The following is a 20,563-nucleotide window of genomic DNA, read 5'->3' as shown; positions in this document are numbered from 1 at the left end:
GCAAAGGACTGAAAATCCTTGTGTCGGCGGTTCGATTCCGTCCTGAGCCACCATTTATATTAATATGCGGGTGTAGTTTAGTGGTAAAACCTCAGCCTTCCAAGCTGATGATGAGAGTTCGATTCTCTTCACCCGCTTCATATGAAAAAGACCTATTGATGCAAAGATCAATAGGTCTTTTTTTGCGCTTTTTTATTCTCTATTCATCCTAGGAATAAAAAGACCAGATTGGGATAAGATAGTAGAAGAATATGATGAGAGGCGGTAATGACTATGACTACAGAATGGTTTGACAGAGTAACAGAGGAACTACAGGATCATTTGAATTCGATCTGCGAGCAATATGACCAAGTCGGCCATATGAATATTAATCGTGCCTCTAAGCATCCTAGAATCGAATTTTTTGTTACTAGTACGGATGAGGAAGAACGAGACTATTTTTGCACTATACTTTTTGACCCTTACAATGAAGAATTTTATGTGGAAAGCTTTGACGTTCAGTTGAACCAGCCAACCAGAATAATGTTAGATGATATTACGGATATAATAGAAGCAGTTCATGAAAGCTTCCACGAGTTTCTGGAAGACGATAGTGATATTGAATGGATCTACATGGATGAGGAAGATGGACTTGACGATTACGTTATCGATGATGAGGATGATGACGATGACGATGATGACGAAATTATGCTAGAGGAAATTGATGTAGAATGGGAAACTCCTGAAATCACTGCATTTTTAATAGATGATAAAATGGAAGTAACATATCAATTCGGAATAGACAGTGCCAATGGTGATGGTGTTCTTCGCAGAAGAAACCGCAGCTGGACTGATACTGAACAAGAGCTAGTGGACGAGAGTACTTTTACATTTACTAAGGATGAGGCAAGTACTATTATAGCTATGATTGCCAGTCATATGGATAAAATGGTCGGATACGATGATATTATAGATATCTAAATTTTATATACATCTTCAATTGGAGCAATCTCTCATTGAAGATGTATTTTTTTTATAACGTCAGGATACGTCTGCATCCCTGCTGATTTTGATTACTTTGTTTATAAGGAAACAGAATGAGTCTTTAAAAAAAGAAGAGCTAAACTCTTACAACTGTTCTAGTAAGAGTTTAGCTTTTCTTTCTGTATTTTGTTAATTTACCATCTGCATAATTTTTCCCGTTTTAATCGACTCCAGGCAGGCCTCCATTACACGCATGTTTCCAATACTAAATTCGCCTGTCACCTCGGGATTTGTATTCGTTAAAATAGCATTGGAGAAATGTTCGACCTCTATTCGATAAAGATCACCAGGAATATTTTCTTCACTTGTCATGTCATCTTGTTGAATCATTATTTTACCTAAGCCGCCGTTTTGGTCAGGACGAAATGCATACAGCACTTTAATCGTTCCTTTAGAACCCACTATTTCATATTCATTTCTCCCAGCCATGTCAAAGCTACAATTAAACGTAGCATGAATACCATTGTCTAGCTGTAAAGTACCGAATGCACTTATGTCAACGTTAGTTTCCTTATCTAGATCTGCCATACAATGCACCCTAACAGGTTCTGCTCCGGTCATATATCGAATGGCATGGATGCAATAACAGCCTACATCGAATAGACTACCCCCACCCATCTCTAGATTCATTCTAAACTCGTTTTGTCTATTTTCCATATAGAACGAGTGGCTGGCAGTTACCAGTTTGATCTCTCCTATAACCCCAGACGAGATGAGCTCTTTCACACGATTATGCTGAGGATGTAGCTGATACATGAAAGCCTCCATGAATTTAACATTTTGTTCCTTACAGACTTCAATAATCTCGATTGCTTCTTGGGACGTAAGCGAAATTGGCTTTTCACAAAGTACGTGCTTTCCTGCCTTGGCTGCTTTAATCACCCATTCCTTATGTAAATGATTAGGTAAGGGAATATAGATTGCATCAATAGTTGGATTGGCGAGAAGCTCTTCATAGCTTTCATAAGCGATATTAATTTCTAATTCCTTTGCAACCTCATGCACTTTACTTCCTCTACTTGCAATAGCCACTAACTCAGCATTTCCAGCTCTTTGGATTGCCGGGATAAGCTGTTCTCTTGCAATTCTCGCCGTGCTTAAAACTCCCCATCGAATCTTTTTTTCCAATAGACACGCCTCCTTTAAAATTATCTCTCATGCTTCATTCGGCAAAATCTGAAGGTTTTCCTTCTACCGTAAAATATACTTTTAGAAAGCTCTCCCCCTAAAATATTTTTCTGTTAAAATGAGTATAGTTGTTTATCAAATAGAACTGGAACGGTGAAGAAAACTTGAAAACTTTTAAAAAGATGTATATAGAAATTACAAGTGTCTGTAATCTTGCTTGTAGTTTTTGTCCACCCACTGCTCGTAAGGCTAACATTATTAAATTAGATGCATTTAATAATATCCTTGACCAAATAAAGGACCATACGAGATATATTTACCTGCATGTAAAAGGAGAGCCACTACTCCACGCTCGTATCGATCAGCTTCTAGATGCTTCTCATGCAAAGGGTTTTAAGGTTAATATCACTACTAACGGAACGTTAATCAAAAAGAATAGAGAGAAATTATTAGGTAAACCAGCACTTCGTCAAATCAACTTCTCTCTTCACAGCTTTGATGGTCATGAAGGATCTGAGAATCGTGAAAAGTACTTAGGAGATATTCTTGAATTCGTACGTGATTCGAGAGAGCATAACACAATTATTTCTTACCGCTTATGGAACCTCCAGCAAGACCAGGTGTCAGACCTAGTACAGCGGAGAAATAGAGAAACATTAGAAATTTTAGAGAATGAATATAACCTAGACTTCAGAATTGAAGAAAAGGTACAACCAGGTAAAGGGATTAAAATCGCTCCAAATGTCTTCTTAAACCAAGATCACGAATTCCAGTGGCCAAGTCTACAGGCTCCAGAGGACGACGGGAAAGGTTTCTGCCATGCTCTTCGAAGTCAAGCTGCTATCCTGGTAGACGGAACTGTAGTGCCCTGCTGTTTAGACGGTGAAGGAGTCATAAACCTAGGTAATATCAACAAAACCCCCTTCTCTGAAATAATTGAAGGTGAACGAGCAAATGCGCTTTACGATGGTTTCACTAGAAGAGAAGCTGTTGAGGAAATGTGTAGAAAATGTGGGTATAGACAGCGGTTTGGGGTCTGATTTAAAAAAAGATATTGGAAAAACTCACTGTAAAAAATGCTCTTAAGATTTATACTTACTCGCTTAATACCTTATCTTATCTAGATAGAGCGCACTTTGGGTAATTAGCAGTCACTTAAAAAAGATGAACTACTTGAAAAGATTTTTGTCCAAACGTATACTAAAAGTAACAACTGCGTACATTAAAAAAGACTGATTGATGTTAGTGCATCAACCAGTCCATTATAATAGTTGGTCCCAAAGGGGATTGGCTTTCATTAGGATTAACCCATCTGAGCTCTCAACTTAAGGATGGGTTATTTTTTATGGTTAAACGACAATATTACAACGACCAATGTTGCAAATGCTACCGCAAACATCAATGCTTCGAATACTGACAAGGCACCACCCCCTCTCTAACGGGAGTGAACCAACCACCCTTGAGCTACCACACTATTATCTCTCTATTACACCACACATATGTTCTATTTTCGTTTTATAAAAAGGTAAAAGAGACCTGTTAAGCGAAAATTCTCTCTTAGCTTTTGTCACTTTTACCTTTACTTTTTTTATATTTTAACAACTCATCCACACAAACTACTCACTAATATAAATCATATAGCTACTGCTAGAGATCTTGGCAAGGTAAATATCCGGATCCTCGTTAATGGAATAGATTTCCGTTCCAGGCGCTAATGCATTGGAGGAAAGATTATTGCTTGGTACAATATCTCGTCCGACATTTTCTTGTACCTCCCCAACCTTCTCTCCAATAGTGAATTCACTACCTGTTGTTTCTCTAACTTCCGTGAATCTATTACCATTTGCTATTAGGATGGAAGGGCTATCTGCATGAACTTGTATTATTTCACTTTGTACGGTCATTTGGTCATACTCTGTACAGCCAGTAATGATTGGTAAAATACAGCATATCAATAAAGCTACCCATGATTTTCGCATTTAAACACCTCTCGCTTAGCTACAAATTACAGCATTTAAAATCTCTGTGTACAGAAGTATAACCAACTTCTTCATTTATATGATTAAATTACCCAATCCTTATTTTTCCACAAATCAATGTAGAATTTAATCTCTAAAAGCCACCATCCTCACCTGGGAAATCTACTGTATCAAATACTTTGTTCGTATCCTCGTCCTTTACATCAATCTTTACTTCATACGTTTCATAATCTTCCCCATTAAAATAATGGTAATAAAGTGTTCTCAATAAAAGACCTAAAAGAGCATAGCCCTGGGCATTGCCGTCTGCTTCATAAAGCTCTCGGTTTACAGTAGCGGTATAGTCATTGTATTCCTTGTTATATTCAATTCCCTTTATCGAGCTAATATCTTCATTCGCTTCTATTTCTTCTACAAACGATTTCAGGTTGCTCTTTAAATCTGCACTGATCTCCTCCTGTGTTCCTCTAGTCATCTCATATTCAACTAGTCGATCTTCCTTATTTATTGTAGTTTTGCTTATCCCAAGTTTGTCCGCCTGTTCAAGTACCTGTTCCTCACTTACGCCATCATAAAAACGAAAAGGAATTGTTACCTGGACCATTTCATCTTTTGATTTTTCATCTTTTGACTTTCCTTCCTTTTTATCAGTCTCATTACTACAAGCTGATAAAAACAAAACAAAAATCATAAGAACTACAGTTAACTTTCTCAATTTAAAATTCCTCCTAATTACATCTATTACTTACTACCCTATTCTACTTAAAAATAACAAAGAGTACCATTTTAGGTGTAAATTCATTACGATTGAACCTAATTCATAATTCCTGCTTTTATAGGCAAACCTAAATAAATCACAGTGCTGTTAACTTACCTGTTTTGTTGATCCCCGAGTCGTTGACTTGTTATAGTCTATACTTAAACGGGCCAAACATTAAATCATAAGTAATAAGTTGACTCAATTAAAACCCATAGTGCTAAAAAAACTTAGCTGTTCTTATTTCTTCATTATTCATGATGTAATTATCTACATTAGCTAAATGACTAGAATAAATAAATTCCCAATCATTTGAAGTAATTTTTTGTTTTATATTTTATAATTAGCTATGAATTTAAATAAAATTAAAATTTAGGATGGATATTTTATGAAAAAATTAATTCATGTCGTAGGAGCAATTATTGAGAACGAAAACGATGAAATTTTTTGTGCATTAAGAAGTTCCAAAATGACACTTCCCAATCTTTGGGAGTTTCCTGGAGGTAAAATTGAGAAAGACGAGACACCAACACAAGCATTATATCGAGAGATACATGAAGAATTTAATTGCACTATTCAAGTAGGTCAAAAAGTTGAAGATACTACATATGAGTATGAAAATTTTATAGTTAGATTAGAAACATATAAAGCAAAATTATTAGATGGTTTTCCAGTTTTATCTGAGCATGCGGATGCAAAATGGATCAAAAGGGAATATTTGCATACACTTAATTTTGCCCCTGCTGATATTCCTGCGGTGAATAAAATTATTAGTGAAAAATTAAATGAAATGATGTGATTATAATAGAACCATTGATTCGTAAGATGAAGAACTCATTGCACAAAGGTTTTATAGATAAGAATAGCCCCGTAACCGGACAATTTAAACCTAAGTTACTTTCAAATAAATCTCATGAAAATGTCTTGTCTACACTTCTTCAAGAAATGAAGACATGCGAAACTTTTATCTTTTCTGTAGCTTTTATTACTGAGGGTGGTTTAGCTACTTTAAAAACTATGCTTTATGATTTACAGCTAAAAGGTATTCAAGGTCGAATTTTAACTTCTACCTTTTTAAATTTTAATCAACCTAAAATGTTTAAAGAGTTATTAAAACTAGAAAATGTAGAAGTTCGGTTGACTGGCGTAAAAGGTTTTCACTCAAAGGGGTACATATTTGAACATAAAGAATATTCCTCTCTAATAGTTGGAAGCTCTAATTTAACCGATAGTGCTTTAAAAGCTAACTATGAGTGGAATGTCTATTTAACATCTCTTGAAGAGGGTGAAATAATTCATCACTTTCGTAATCAATTCGAAGATGCTTGGAATGAATCAATACCTTTAACCTTAGAGTGGATAAACAACTACAATCTGACTTATGTTAACCAGCCTTTTATTAACCATCAAACTACGAATGTACTTCAAGTTAACACTCAATATTTATCAAACCAACTAGCCGATAGCCTTGCAATCCAGCCTAATAAAATGCAAGTAGAAGCACTTGGCCAATTAAGAAATCTTCGTGAAAAAGGGGCTAATAAAGGGTTAATTATTTCTGCTACTGGTACAGGGAAAACCTACCTATCTGCTTTTGATGTTCGAAACTTTGCTCCAAAGAAAATGCTGTTTATCGTGCATAGAGAGCAAATTTTAAAAAAAGCACTACAAGACTATAGAAAGATATTAGGTGGTCACTATGATGACTATGGAATCCTTTCAGGTAATACAAAACAAACGAATGCAAGATACTTATTTGCCACTGTTCAAACTTTGTCATCAACACGTCATTTACAACAATTTTCTAAAGACGATTTTGATTACATTCTAATAGACGAAGTTCATCGTGCAGGGGCAAATTCTTATCAAAGCATTATAAATTACTTTGAACCAGAATTTCTTTTAGGAATGACAGCCACTCCCGAACGTACAGACAACTTCAATATATTTGAACTTTTTGACTACAAAGTAGCATATGAAATTAGACTACAGGCCGCTTTGGAAGAAGAAATGCTTTGTCCATTTCATTATTTTGGGGTAACAGACTATGAAAGAGATGGAGAGATAATTGATGATACTTCTTCTTTACAGCGCTTAGTTTCTGAGGAACGTGTCCAGCATATCTTAGAGAAGATTAATTACTACGGTTATTCTGGAAAGGGAGTACGAGGTTTAATTTTTTGTAGTTCAAAGCAAGAAGCACATGAGCTTTCAAAAGTGTTAAAAACTCATCATATAAGAACAGTTGCTCTTACAGGTGATAATAAACAATCCGAAAGAGAAGATGCTATTAGTAAATTGGAACGCTATGAACTCGATTATATTTTAACCGTGGACATTTTTAATGAGGGTATTGATATTCCATTTTTAAACCAAATTATCATGCTTCGACAAACACAATCTAGCATTATTTTTATTCAACAACTAGGTCGTGGTCTACGCAAACATGACGAGAAAGAATACGTTACTATTATTGACTTTATAGGCAACTATAAAAATAATTATCTTATCCCCATTGCTCTTTCTGGTGATCAGTCTATGAACAAGGATAATGTTCGTCGAAGAACAGTTAACACCAATTACATTCAAGGAGTTTCAACAATTAACTTCGAAGAAATTGCTAAGAAGCGTATCTTTGATGCTATTGATAATAAAAAATTGAAATTGTCTAATATGGAGTTTCTAAAAGCTCCATACTATGAGCTAAAAAATCGTTTAGGTAGGGTTCCTAAGCTAATAGATTTTATTAAAAACAATTCAATAGATCCAGAAGTAATTTTTATGAACAAGAAAAATTACTTTGATTTTTTATCTAGTATTAATGAACCTGTTGTAGAAATAGACGCATATGAACAAGCAGTATTAACAATGTTTTCTCAAGAATTAATAAACGGAAAAAGAATCCATGAAGTTTTATTAATCCAATGTTTGCTGGATCAAAAGGAAATTTCTAAAATAGATTATCTAAAATTATTACAAGATTACGGAACATATATTGATGATGAAACTATTTTTTCAGTAGAAAATTTACTATCTTTAGACTTTTTTGTTACAACAGCACAGAAAAACTATGGTTCAATACCAATTATTTTTATAGAGAATGGTATATATAAACTAAATGAGAAACTACAAAAAAGTATTGAAAAAGATTCATTTAGATCGTTGCTAGAGGATATAATTTTATGTAGTTTTGAAAAAAATAAAAAATACAAAAAATTGAATCCATTTACTTTATATGAGAAATACTCTAGAAAAGATGTATGTAGACTTTTAAACTGGCCTGCTAATGAAGAAGGTACCTTAAACGGCGGACGAGTTAAAATGAATAAATGTCCTATTTTTGTGAATTACCACAAAGCTGACGATGATGAATCAGAAGTTAAATACATGGACGAGTTCTTATCAGCAGATGTTTTTAAGTGGTGTTCAACAAAGAATAGAAAAATTACAGCTAAGGACATCTCTCCCATTGTTAATTCTACCGACTCTAATATAAAGGTTCATCTGTTTGTCAAAAAACATAACGGTGAAGGTAAAGATTTTTACTACCTTGGAGAAGTTGAAGTGGACCCAAAAAGTGCACAAAATGACACCCTTATCGACAAAGGAAAAGAATACAGTGTAGCTACTATGAACATGATTTTAGAACAACCCGTTCAGTATGATATATACCACTATTTAGTAGAAGAATAATAAAAAAAGAGTATCTCTAACTTTTATGTTAAAGATGCTCTTTTTTCATTAATAATTCTTTTACTAATCTCTTATCCTTTATTTCCACCCATAAAACCCTAAAAATTTATCCGGTATTCTTAATTCTAGCTGTTGCTCCAATTCCTTTAAGAAGATATTCATATCTGCTTCATCAAACCATTTCTGACTGTTTTCTAAACTCACATTAGATTTCCCGTAGTTAATAGCACATCCAAAACTGCCTCTATCATAACCTAAAGTAATAATGAAGTATTTGTATGCTTGAAAATCTATCGAGAACGTTTGATGAGGTGTATCCATTAGATTGTAAATTGAAAAATTATCTACTCGATCCCCAAAGTATTCTCTCATTGCTTTCGTAAAGCTTTTTGCTTTGTCCTTTGCGGTTGTTAAATTATCTTTCTGCATACCACATTCCCCCTTCTTCAATTAGTTCTGTAAATCCGCGTTCCTTTTTAAATACTAGTATCTTTTATTACTTTATATTAATAAGTTACTCCCCCATCAAAACCTCTAAAATGTCTTCTTCATTCATTCCAGCTAATATATCTTGTCCGGAATGGATTACTTCTTCTATTAGATTTTGTTTTCTATGCTGGAGCTGTGTAATTTTTTCTTCAATGGTGCCTTTTGCTACCAATCGAATGACTTGGACCTCATTTGTTTGGCCCATGCGGTGAGCACGATCTGCTGCTTGCTGCTCCACTGCTGGGTTCCACCAAAGGTCATATAATATCACTGTATCTGCTCCGGTGAGATTAAGCCCTGTTCCCCCTGCCTTCAATGACACGAGGAATAAGTCACCCTCTCCGTTGTTAAATCGTTCGCATAGACTGACACGATCAACTGGTGGGGTTTGTCCGTCTATATAAAAGTAAGGTGCTCCCTGCTTAATGAGCTGCTTGCGGATGATGGCTAGCATTTGAGTAAACTGAGAAAAGACAAGCACTCGTCTACCAGTCATTCGGCAATCCTCTAGAATCTCCATTAACTGCTCATATTTAGCAGAGCTCCCTTCATAGCCTTCTACAAAGAGGGCTGGGTGACAGCACAATTGTCGTAGTCTAGTTAGCCCAGCGAGAAATTTAATGCGATTCTTCCGAAAGGTTTTTTTCTTTAAATGTTTAAGGGCATCATGCTTAAGCTCTGCTAGGTGTGCGGCATATAGTTTCTTTTGCTCGACCTGCAGTTCGGAATAGATGACCATTTCCGTTTTCTTAGGCAGCTCTTGTAAAACATCCGTTTTCATACGCCGCAATATAAATGGGCGAACTTGTTTGGCGATATGCTCTCTTCTCATCTCACTGAATTCTCTTCTGTTTGGCAATAGACCAGGAAATACAACATAGAAAATAGACCAAAGCTCGTCTAAAGAGTTTTCTATTGGTGTCCCGGTAAGTGCAAATCGATGCTTGGCCTGTAGCATTTTCACTGCCCGAGCTGTTTTTGTCATTGGATTTTTAAAAGCCTGCGCCTCATCAAAAAATACAGTATGAAAGAAAAGATCTCTGTAACACTCTGTGTCCATTCGTAGGGAAGGATAGGAGGTGACGAGGACATCAGCCTCTATCCCAGCTTTCCATGCCGCATTTCTGTCTGCCTTACTGCCATCGATGATTTGTACATCTATATGTGGAGTAAACTTGCCTAGCTCGTTTTTCCAATTATAGAGGAGTGATGCAGGCGTAACGACCAATATGGGCTGTTTTCGAACACGAGATTCTGATAGCACCGATTCAATAAAGGCAATACTTTGAAGTGTTTTCCCTAGCCCCATATCGTCTGCGAGTATACCTCCAAAACCATATGATGCCATCAGTTTAAACCATCTGAAGCCCGACTTTTGGTAGTCTCGTAATACATTTTCTAACCCTAATGGTACATCCTCTTCCAGGTTCTCCGGCTCATTTAGATTCTTAAGGAGCTTAGCAAATCTTTGTCCTGGCTCAAGCAGATCCCCTCGACTTAGTGTCTGTGCAATCTGCATTCCCTTTAAAATAGGAACCTGCATCCCGTCCCGAAAATGTTCACTGCTTACCTCCATGTCCTCCATGAATCTTGCAAGGTCTACAAATTCAGGTGTTTCAAGCGACACTAGATTCCCGTTTGGTATCCGATAAAATCTTCTTTTTTCCTCAATGGCTGTCATCAGCTGTTGAATTTCTTTTTCCTTTATACCGTCTAGCTCAAAGCGAAACTCTAGCCACTCGGTTCTTTCCTTCATCTCAATCCTTATCTTTGGACCTGTATATTCCTTCACTACCCGTAATTTCACAGCAGTAGAAGCGTATACCTGCACCCACTTTTCAACATTTGGCAATACATAATACAGGAAGTTATATTCTTCTTCCTCATCCATTAAGTAAAATCCCCCTGGCGTTTGGGTGAACCCGCAGTCCAACAAGAGCTTCATGATTTCGAGCTCCTTCTCTCTCTGACGCCGTATACCAGGAAAATGGGTGAATGACTCCTCTGTTTCCTCACAGGGATTGACTAGCAGATGGCCGTAATGGAACTCTAAGCCAGCAAGCAGGCGATTTTTCACCCTATCGAGAAACAGCTTCGCCTTTAGAGGAGTTTCTCCCATCCTTTTAGAGATAGGCTCCGCTATGTAGACCTGACCTAGCTTCATCAAGCCTGGTAGAACTGTTTTCATGAATTGGTCGATATTGTTCTCTAGAATGATTAGCTCATGCTTACCAGATTGGTCCAGCATGCTTTTTAGTTCTGCCAGTCTGCTTGTCTCCTCCGGCTGTAGCTTGTATAGCACCCCTTTAGAGAATGCGTAGCCATAGGATCTGTATACGGTCACCATATCGAGACCTTTTACGTTCAACTGATAGTCAGGCTTCTTCGCTTCATCAAATTCAAAACGTATCGGCAGCTCTTGACCAAGCTGAATACCTTCATAGTAAAAATCATCATGTAGAAACTTAACTCTCGGTGCTTTTATGAGTAAAGGGAGAAGTCTATCCCAATCGGTGGCCGACATAAGCAAAATATCATCCTGTATTAATGCCTTACTATTTATGCGCTGACTTTTCATTAATATTTGAAGTACGTCATCCGTTTCCTTTGTAAAGCTAAAGACCTCCGGTGCGTAGGAATAGCCTGGTGAATATTCGAAAGGTCTTCTTCTTTCCATTTCATAGAGAAATTTTGCTACCTGCTTTATTTCTTGAAATGGTTCGGGGCCAACAGCCAACTGTATACCGAATCCGTAAGCCCCTCCCTCCAAAGGAACTGTACAGCACGTGAACTCCATCTCCAGTATCTTTCTTTCATCAAAGTGCAGCTGCTTTCCTGTAGGGGGTGAGGTCTTTTTTTCAAATAGATTTAGCATTCTTTCTGCTAAATAACCATCCATTCGTTGCTTTTCATCGAGTGAGATGAGAGCAGCCGCAATATGCTGACAATAGGTGGAAACAAAACCGACAGGGGGACATGTACAAGAGGCCACAACCTCTCCGACGGAGTCAGCTTTTATAGTGACAATGAAATCCTCTCCTGCCTTTACAGTAGCTTTCATCACCTTTTCATCTTTAGGGCTAGGATGAAGATGCACCTTATCCGCAAGAAAATAAGCCTTACCCTTTTTAAAAGCAGTAATGCCACATAGTTCTTTAATTTTCTTTTCGTTTATCGTACTATTCATCATCTAAAACCCTTTCTCTGTTTCTGTTTCTAGTTAGCTCTATTTTAGCATGATAGGAATGTTTGTGCGCCTTGTGCATTCTTTACGATCAACAGCATAGACAAAAAGAAAAGGACGCCCATTGTTGGACGTCCATCTCTCCTATTATTTAGACTCTAAAATTTCTTGTAAATTTTCTAATGCCAATTTGTTTCCATAAGCTGAATAATCTAACCATGGATTTTCACCTATAACAAATACTTGGTCATTTTTAACAGCATTTAGACTTTGCCAGATAGGATCATTTTGTAGCTCTTCAAAAACTTCCTCACTACCTTCATCAACAGAAGAAACTAGGACAAACATTGTGTCCGCATTGAAATCAGGGAGTACTTCCTTCGAAATATTTTCCCAATTACCATCTATTTGATCTACGCCGTTGGCAGGAGTAAATTTCAAGTCTTCAAATAGGATTGGACCAAGTGGTCGTTCCATCCCATAGACACGAATACCTTTAGCAGATACTCGCACTGCCATTACAGTGCCATCACCAATTTTTTCTTTAGCTAGAGTAGCGACCTTCTCTACTTGAGCATCATAGTCAGCGATAAATTCCTCTGCTGTTTGTTTACGGTCCGTAATTTCAGCGATATTTAGCAGGTGATCCTTCCATCGACCTTCGTCTAGGTTAATCACATGTGTCGTTGCAATTGCTTCGTATTTATCTAAACCATGCTTCTCTGCAAACTCTGCATCGATAAAGATTTCATCAGGTTGCATGGCAATCAAAGCTTCCATATCTGGCTCTTTTGTGAAACCTAGATATTCTGTAGAAGGGAAACGCTCCGGATCAAGTGGTAAGTAATCACTCGTTGTCGTTCCATCTGGAGTAATTCCTAAAGCCATTAAATCTCCCGTTAAAAAGATGGAGATAGAGGCTACTTTTTTATCATATTCATCAGTTGTTACTGTTTCATCAACTGCTGACTCACTTTTTTTATCTGTCGTTGTATCATCTTTTGTCTCTGAACCACATGCGGCTAACAACAATAGCAGCAATGCTGTCATTATAACTAATATTTTTTTCATTGTTCTCTCCTAATCTTTAATTGATAACGATTATCATTATAAATTAGAAAATGCTGAAACACAACGTTTTTTAGTATTTTTTTGCTTTGAATAGCAAGTATAGAAAGTATGGAGCTCCAATCGCCGAGACAATCACTCCTGCAGGAATTGCGCTAGGTTCAAATATAGAGCGGGCTATCGTATCGGATAACACTAAAATTACTACCCCTACCAATCCCGAAATTGGCAATAAATATTCGTGAGCTGGGCCTACTAATCTTCTTGCAATATGAGGTGCCACAAGACCTATGAATCCAATTCCTCCAGTCATCGCCACACTTGCACAAGATAAGGCAACCGCAAGTCCTAACAATTTAATCCGTTCATAATTCACTCTCGTCCCAATACTCATAGCTAAGGAGTCACCTAGAGAAAAGCTATTTAACGTCTTACTTTTCATATATACAATAGGTATAAGCAATATAATCCACGGCAACAGCGCATACACATGAATCCAGTCTCTCCCCCAAATATTACCTAGTAGCCAGCTAGCTGCGAATGAATAAGTTTTTTCATCTAACTGGAGGGATAAATATAAGGTAACTGCATTAAATCCTGCTGCAATTGCTATACCTACTAGCAATAATCTATTAGGCAAAAGGCCTTTCCCTTTTTCATAAGCAAACAACATGATCAACGTGGCTGCCATTATACCCCCTGCAAATGTAAACAAAGGAATCGTAAGAGCAGGCAGTGTATTTAAGGAAGTAAAATATGTCATATAAATCATTAAGCCGACGCCCGCTCCTGCATGTATACCTAAAACACCTGGGTCAGCTAATGGATTTCGGGTAATGCTTTGAAAAATTGCACCTGCTACGCCAAGCCCAAAGCCTGCTAATACTGTTATACAGATTCTCGGTAAACGATAGTCGAATAAAATCATTTCCCATATATCCGTACCTTGTCCAAGCAATGTTTTTATAACATCAAAAGGAGCTATTTTTAAAGAGCCTGTATTCAACCCATATAATATGGTGATCAGAACCACTATCAATAGAACAAATCCAACTTTTCTCATCTTTTGTTTTCTTTTCTGAAACATATTCATAGTCGTCTCTTTTCCCTTCTAGCAATAAATAAAAAGAAAGGAACACCAATCATGGCAACGATAACACCTATAGCAAATTCCTTCGGTGGATCAATGGTTCGTGCAACCAAATCAGCAACTACTAACAAAAAAGCTCCAAGTACTGCGCTCATCGGAAGGACAAATCGATAATCTACCCCGACTAGCTTCCGAGAAATATGTGGAATGACTAATCCTACGAAAGCGATGGAACCAACTGCGGAAACAGAGACTCCGGCCAACAACAAGGCACATAACACAGCAAGCAATCGTATTCTCTTTGTATTTAAGCCTAAATTAGTAGCTATTTCTTCTCCCATAGCCATCAATGATAAAGGCTTACCAAGCAGCATAGAGAACATTAAAACAATAAGCAAAATAGGTGCGATTAATAAAAGCTGCGCCCACTCCACTCCTGCAACTCCACCTGCATACCAAAATGCCAAGTCTTGACTAAGCTCAAAGTAAATAGCTATACCAGAAGTTAAAGAATGAAGCATAGAGGCGATCACGGTGCCAGCCAGTGTGAGCTTAATTGGCGTTAGCCCACCTGGGGAGTTCATACCAAGTAAAAAAATGAGCATGGTCGTACAGGCTGCCCCTAGGAACGAAAGAACCATAAGAGCAGAGAATGGAAGTTGCGGAAAGAAGACAAACGTAAGGGCAACAACAAAGGCTGCTCCAGCGTTAATACCTAGAACTCCGACATCAGCTAAAGGGTTTCTAGTTACTCCTTGCATTAAAGCGCCTGCCACTGCAAAGGCAGCCCCTACTAACGCAGCAGCTAATACTCGAGGAAACCGAACAAACTGAAGAACTTGATAATCTATATTGTCTTGACTACCTTTCCAAAGAGCATTCCAAACCGTTTCCAAGGGCAAGCTTTTTGCACCAAAGGAAAATGCAAACAGCATGCTAACGAGTAACAACAATACACTTATAAAAAAGGTCACATAAAACCTTCTATTGCTTTCCTTACAATAAAGATCCGTTGTTTTATCATCTATCACTTCTCTTCACCTATCACATCCATTGGAATACATATCGGAACCCCTGTTTTTGGTTCAATCCAAATAGTAGCTTCGATTTGAAACACGTCCTTCATAACTTCCTCTGTCACAACCTCGTGGGGATTTCCTTTACTGATCACTTTACCTTCTTTAATACATATAATATGATCTGCAAAACGAGTGGCATGGTTTAAGTCATGTACAACCATCACAATAGTACATTGCTCTTCTCGATTTAGTTTTTGGATAAGCTTTAGAACCTCTAACTGATGACCCATATCTAAAAAAGTCGTGGGTTCGTCTAACAATAAAATATTTGTTTTTTGAGCTAGCGCCAGGGCGATCCATGCTCGCTGCCTTTGACCGCCAGACAGCTCATCTACTGGACGATTTTGAAATTCTATTAAACCTGTAGCTTCCATTGACCATTGGATAATTTCAAAGTCTTGCTTTGTATTTGTACTGAATGCCTTCTGATGTGGATATCTTCCATAAGCAACTAGCTCACTGACCGTCAATCCGTCTGGTGCAATTGGGTTCTGTGGTAATATTGCTAATCTCTTTGCGATCTCTTTAGTAGAGAAGGTATGGATGGCTTCCCCATCCAGCAAAACTTGGCCACTCTGAGGCTCTAGTAAACGAGCAATCGTTTTTAATATCGTTGATTTCCCAGAGCCATTCGCTCCTACCAATGCAGTAACTTTTCCGATTGGAATAGAAATATTTAAATCATCTACAATTATTTTTTTATCGTAGGCTATTGATAGATTTTTTGTTTGAAAGTTATTTATCATATGTATCCTATCTCACTGAATTTTATTGATAACCATTATCATCATTTAACGATATAGACAACTTACTTTAAAGTCAATGACAGATAAGTGTAGGAAATATAAGGAATAAGAGGGTGATCAAGACACACGTCATGACCACCCTCCTATATGGTTGTGCCTATCCATTTTTAAACTTTGTAAACTCCAAAACTAGGAGCATCTAAGCCTACGCTAGAATCTGTTCAATTGACGTTATCTTATCTGCCACCAAATCATAAAAACCGATGTGTATGTTTTCTTCATATACCCAAAAAAGGTCAGTACCATAAGGAGCATCAAAAATTTCTAGCATCTGTGGTGCTAAAGAATAAATAGTTTCAGCATTCACAATGACAAAGTTATCCGGATTGTTTACATATTCATCATCGTCTAACTCCGAGAAAAGATTCCAGCCGTTTAACTGAGGTATAGAACTCGGTTCTCTAAAGCTATATCTGATTGGCACTCCATTCAAGACGTTTTTAGAAACCATGAAGCCGCCATATGCATCATTTTTATTATCCATGCTCATACTCCTTTACTATTTCCAAAAATTCATTTCTCCAAGGAAACTCTTTTGCGTAGTCTACTATTGATTTATTAAAGGTATCCTTAATGTTCACATCAGATCCCTTTTCCACTAAATAAGAATAAATTCCTTTCATATCCTCTGTAGTATTTTTATTGACTGTTATCGCATACTTTAAGGGTATCGAATGGAACTTATCTAAACCGTTTACCTCTACACCATTTTCCACTAGCAGTCTCACAACTTGTTCCATATATTCTTGTGGGCCTTTCATAACGTTAAAAAAGAAAGTATGTAGAGCATTCCTTTTATATAGAGAATCTGTAAAAGAAATATCTACACTATTTTCTAATAGATACTGAATAATCTCCAGCTTATCATTGGGTTTCTCATAATTAAGCATTGCGGTAGACAATAAATTTAACTTGCTATGTGGATTTATCTGATTTACTTCTCCATTATAGAAACTTTTAAAATCCTCAAAGGTTCCTTTTAGTACTGCATCAAACACATTTGTTATTTTCATATCGTTATCATTTCCCTTCGAATTTACGACTCCTATTTGCTCCAGGACTCTCTATCCTAAAGTTTTCGGGATTAAATTGGAACTCTTTCAACTCGTCTAAAGTTATTTCACGATTTCTATATTTTTCAAACATAGGATGATACTCATAACCTTGGCGATGTCCAAAGTCTACTGCACCTCTTCTTGGTTGACCAGGCTTCCAGTCAAGGACCTCCATTGTATTTGGATCACGTAAAATGCCATCAGGTCCAACATTGTCGTCATATACCTTCCGTTCAAATTCTAATTTTTTGTCACCTGATAATTGTGGTCTTCCACGTGGTTTTCCATTTTTTATATATGGTCCATTTTCTATAGGAGGTAACTCATCTACAATTTTAGAAGCATCTCTAACCTTATCTGCTGCCTTTGAAGCATCAGCAGCGTTGTCTATAGCTTTGACTGCTGCCGAACCGCCTTTTACAAGTTTTCCAACAGGAATAGGGATAACAGAGGCGGCAGCTATTCCTTTATCTAAAAAAGATGCATTTGGATCTGTTAATGTTCTGATATCATCCATAATCAGAAAATCAGCGGCCATTTCAAAACCGTTTTTATCCTCTGACTCCTGCGCTTCCTCTACCTTGGATACTATTTCATATTGAATTTGATCGGATTCAATTTTTTGAAACTCTTTTACGATAAGTCCATTGTCATAAGCATGATACCTGACAAACAACATAGTTTCATCCGGTTCCCCTTCAACTGATTTAATTCTACCATTTTCCATAATGCTCAGTATCTCCGGATCAATCTCTGTCCCTATTAATTCGTCTACATTGTCTCCTGCAGTACAAGTAATCATTGGATATGTCTTCGAATCTACTATATCTTTTAATTCACTGTTCAACGTCAATGCTTTCCATTGGTTCGTCTCAAATCTCATATCTGTACGTCCGGATAAAAATAATGATTCAATCATAGAAACCCATTGATTCATTAAATTAATACCTTCCTCTATAGAGGATAAAGCATTTTTTTGAGAGGTATCAAACTCATGAAGCTTGTCTATCGTTTCATCTTTACTTTTTCTTGAATTGCCTACTCCTTCTTGCACCAGACTATCATCTAAGTGAGGAAGGGGTACAATATCGCTAACTTGATTCATAATGTCATTTGATTGGTTAGTTAAATCACTAGTGAGTTGTGAGATACTCGTCAGTCCTGTCTCTATTTCACCCTCCAAATACGTTTCCACTATATAGCCTTCTGTGCTTGACTCCAGTGATTCTAAAGCATTATTTATATTCACTAAGGTTTCTGAAAAATGTTGAGAAAACAATTGAAAGGTTTGATGAAGAGGGAGGTGACACTCTTCATAGAAGGACCTAATCGCTGTTCCACCTTTCCCTTTCAGTACTTCGTCCATATCTATTAATGCCTCGATAGATTGCTGTATAGCAGTCATTTCAGTTCTTAATCTCTCCTGTTGATTCCCAATCCGCTGAAGTCCATTTTCTAATAAGTCTACATCTAATATTTTCATAGTATGCTTTTCCTTTTAGCTCTTCTAACGACCTTACAACCATCCCCTGTTTGCTTGCCTCTGCACATAAAACTCCTCCTTTTAAAAATTAATATTAGTTATAATATTCCATTTTTGTATATAGAGGTAAAGTCAGAACTCTATTATAAACAACAAATAATTCCAAAGTAATTGAATTTTAAGCTTTATTGTGATAAAAGGCTCACGAAGAAGTTGATCTTTGTAAATAAAAGCGTTTGGGCCAATCTTGATCTTTTGGACAGCAAAGTCAGAAGCAAACTTGAATTTATGTAAGATACACCCTACTAGTTTTATACGTAATAGCTTTATTTTTAAATAATTTAATCTTATTAATCTTTTCTTTGAAACCTCTATTTACATGACTAGTTCTATATTTCATATATCAATATATTATTATTTTATTATTTCAATTATTCAAAATATTAACTTTACATTATGGAGTTAATAGTTTTAATATAGATATATGTTTTATAAATCTTTTTTAGGGGGTTTGGGGTATGGGAAATGTTTTTAAAAAGTTATCTATTATTTTTACCGTTACGATGTTAGTTTTCCTGGCAGCTTGTGGAACTGGGGAGTCTACAAATGGAGAAGGCAGTAAGGACGCTAATGGCACGATTTCAGCCAAAATAGGGGTTATTTCTTACATGACAGGTCCAGGCGCAGCTTATGGGGAAGCGATTACAAATGGATTAAAGCTAGCTTTAGAAGAAATTAATGAAAAGGGCGACGTAAAGATTGAGCTTGTTATCGAGGATTCTGTCGGAAAACAAGAGCAGGCATTATCAGTTGGCCAAAAATTAATGAGTCAGGATGACATTGTTGCCATTATAGGACCAACGTTAAGTACGGAAATGAACGTTGTTGGCCCTGAGGCTGATATTAATGGTATTCCAATTATGGGAACATCGACTACAGCCGCTGGTATTCCTCAAATTGGGGATTATGTATTCCGTAACTCTATACCGGAATCTTTGGCTATTCCAGCAGCATTAGAGAAGGCAGTAGACAAGTACGGTGCTAAAAAAGTAGCCATTTTATATGGAAACGATGACTTATTCACTCAATCTGGATTCGATACGATGAAGGCTGAAGCTGAAAATATGGGACTAGAAATATTAACAATCGAGACTTTCCAAAAAGGACAGTCCGATTATAATGCACAGCTTACTAAAATTAAAGATCTTCAGCCAGATTTAATCTTGGCTTCGGCACTATACAACGAGGGTGCAGTAATTATGGATCAAGCGAGAAAAATGGGAATTGAAGTTCCTTTTGTAGGAGGGAATGGTTTCAACTCACCTCAAGTAATTGAGATTGCTGGGGAAGCAGCTAACGGATTAATCGTTGCAACTCCTTGGTTTGCTGATAAACCCGATGAAAAAGTGAAGGCTTTTGTAGAGAAATATGAGACAGCGTATGGGCACAAGCCAGACCAATTTGCTGCACAGGCCTATGATGCTCTTTATATTTACGCAGAGGCACTAAAAAATGCTGGGGAAGCAGATCGTGATGCACTCCGCGATGCTCTAGCTGAAATAAAAGATTTAGAAGGTATTCTTGGGAAGATCTCTTTTGACGAAGAGGGCGATGTAATCATGGACCCTACTGTACTGATCATTCAGGATGGGGAATTTAAATTATTTGAGTAAGTAAATAAAATCTAACGATGATAGGTAAGGGTGAATAGCCCTTACCTTATTTTGAA

General features: G+C 36.9%; 17 protein-coding genes and 1 tRNA gene. 6 read left to right on the top strand and 12 right to left on the bottom strand.

Annotated features, from left to right (window positions below; genetic code table 11):
* The first annotated feature begins 66 nt into the window (after positions 1-66).
* Positions 67-137: transfer RNA gene (locus tag Q0371_RS02795), tRNA-Gly, on the top strand.
* Between the two features lie 136 nt (positions 138-273).
* The gene (locus Q0371_RS02790; protein WP_169360065.1) at positions 274-960 is read left to right on the top strand and encodes a hypothetical protein; all 687 of its coding nucleotides are present in this window, start codon (positions 274-276) and stop codon (positions 958-960) included.
* 192 nt (positions 961-1,152) lie between these two features.
* On the opposite strand, the gene Q0371_RS02785 is transcribed toward Q0371_RS02790, so the two are convergent.
* Positions 1,153-2,151 (bottom strand): Gfo/Idh/MocA family oxidoreductase, encoded by a 999-nt coding sequence (locus Q0371_RS02785; RefSeq protein ID WP_298467978.1) that lies wholly within the window; start codon positions 2,149-2,151, stop codon positions 1,153-1,155.
* A gap of 164 nt (positions 2,152-2,315) precedes the next feature.
* Here Q0371_RS02785 and Q0371_RS02780 point away from each other — a divergent pair, with 164 nt between their 5' ends.
* On the top strand, positions 2,316-3,191 hold the full coding sequence (locus Q0371_RS02780) for a radical SAM/SPASM domain-containing protein (protein ID WP_298467975.1): 876 nt from the start codon (positions 2,316-2,318) through the stop codon (positions 3,189-3,191).
* A gap of 576 nt (positions 3,192-3,767) precedes the next feature.
* Here Q0371_RS02780 and Q0371_RS02775 read toward each other — a convergent pair.
* Entirely contained in the window at positions 3,768-4,130 is a 363-nt protein-coding gene (locus Q0371_RS02775) for a hypothetical protein (RefSeq protein WP_298467972.1), read from the bottom strand.
* 133 nt (positions 4,131-4,263) lie between these two features.
* Complete coding sequence (locus tag Q0371_RS02770) at positions 4,264-4,845, bottom strand: hypothetical protein (RefSeq protein WP_298467969.1); 582 nt, start codon at positions 4,843-4,845, stop codon at positions 4,264-4,266.
* Between the two features lie 430 nt (positions 4,846-5,275).
* Here Q0371_RS02770 and Q0371_RS02765 point away from each other — a divergent pair, with 430 nt between their 5' ends.
* Positions 5,276-5,686 (top strand): (deoxy)nucleoside triphosphate pyrophosphohydrolase, encoded by a 411-nt coding sequence (locus Q0371_RS02765; RefSeq protein ID WP_298467966.1) that lies wholly within the window; start codon positions 5,276-5,278, stop codon positions 5,684-5,686.
* A gap of 5 nt (positions 5,687-5,691) precedes the next feature.
* The gene (locus Q0371_RS02760) at positions 5,692-8,580 is read left to right on the top strand and encodes a DEAD/DEAH box helicase (RefSeq protein WP_298467990.1); all 2,889 of its coding nucleotides are present in this window, start codon (positions 5,692-5,694) and stop codon (positions 8,578-8,580) included.
* A 78-nt stretch (positions 8,581-8,658) separates the two neighbouring features.
* Here the strand turns inward: Q0371_RS02760 and Q0371_RS02755 are convergent, their stop codons facing one another.
* From Q0371_RS02755 to Q0371_RS02715, 9 genes are all read right to left on the bottom strand, one after another.
* Complete coding sequence (locus tag Q0371_RS02755; protein WP_298467963.1) at positions 8,659-9,009, bottom strand: hypothetical protein; 351 nt, start codon at positions 9,007-9,009, stop codon at positions 8,659-8,661.
* 85 nt (positions 9,010-9,094) lie between these two features.
* Complete coding sequence (locus Q0371_RS02750) at positions 9,095-12,256, bottom strand: DEAD/DEAH box helicase (protein ID WP_298467960.1); 3,162 nt, start codon at positions 12,254-12,256, stop codon at positions 9,095-9,097.
* Between the two features lie 144 nt (positions 12,257-12,400).
* Positions 12,401-13,324, bottom strand: a complete 924-nt coding sequence (locus Q0371_RS02745; protein ID WP_298467957.1) for an ABC transporter substrate-binding protein — start codon at positions 13,322-13,324, stop codon at positions 12,401-12,403.
* Positions 13,325-13,394: 70 nt separating this feature from the next.
* On the bottom strand, positions 13,395-14,384 hold the full coding sequence (locus Q0371_RS02740) for an iron ABC transporter permease (RefSeq protein WP_298467987.1): 990 nt from the start codon (positions 14,382-14,384) through the stop codon (positions 13,395-13,397).
* Between the two features lie 26 nt (positions 14,385-14,410).
* Positions 14,411-15,439, bottom strand: coding sequence for an iron ABC transporter permease (locus tag Q0371_RS02735; RefSeq protein WP_298467984.1), 1,029 nt, complete (start codon positions 15,437-15,439; stop codon positions 14,411-14,413).
* On the bottom strand, positions 15,439-16,236 hold the full coding sequence (locus Q0371_RS02730; protein ID WP_298467954.1) for an ABC transporter ATP-binding protein: 798 nt from the start codon (positions 16,234-16,236) through the stop codon (positions 15,439-15,441). Before Q0371_RS02730 ends, Q0371_RS02735 begins: the two co-directional genes overlap by 1 nt.
* 205 nt (positions 16,237-16,441) lie before the next feature.
* Positions 16,442-16,780, bottom strand: a complete 339-nt coding sequence (locus Q0371_RS02725) for a DUF2185 domain-containing protein (RefSeq protein WP_169360074.1) — start codon at positions 16,778-16,780, stop codon at positions 16,442-16,444.
* Complete coding sequence (locus tag Q0371_RS02720) at positions 16,773-17,309, bottom strand: ankyrin repeat domain-containing protein (protein WP_298467952.1); 537 nt, start codon at positions 17,307-17,309, stop codon at positions 16,773-16,775. Before Q0371_RS02720 ends, Q0371_RS02725 begins: the two co-directional genes overlap by 8 nt.
* Positions 17,310-17,316: 7 nt before the next feature.
* A complete protein-coding gene (locus tag Q0371_RS02715) occupies positions 17,317-18,834 on the bottom strand; it encodes a T7SS effector LXG polymorphic toxin (protein WP_298467949.1) in 1,518 nt (505 codons plus the stop codon).
* A gap of 518 nt (positions 18,835-19,352) precedes the next feature.
* Between Q0371_RS02715 and Q0371_RS02710 the strand changes: the two genes are divergently transcribed.
* Positions 19,353-20,507, top strand: a complete 1,155-nt coding sequence (locus Q0371_RS02710; protein WP_298467944.1) for an ABC transporter substrate-binding protein — start codon at positions 19,353-19,355, stop codon at positions 20,505-20,507.
* Positions 20,508-20,563 lie beyond the last annotated feature (56 nt).

The organism is uncultured Psychrobacillus sp. (assembly GCF_938022135.1).
In the GTDB taxonomy this organism is placed as follows: Bacteria; Bacillota; Bacilli; order Bacillales_A; family Planococcaceae; genus Psychrobacillus.
Note: the sequence above shows the minus strand (reverse complement) of the source record. Positions and strands in the feature narration are given on the sequence as shown.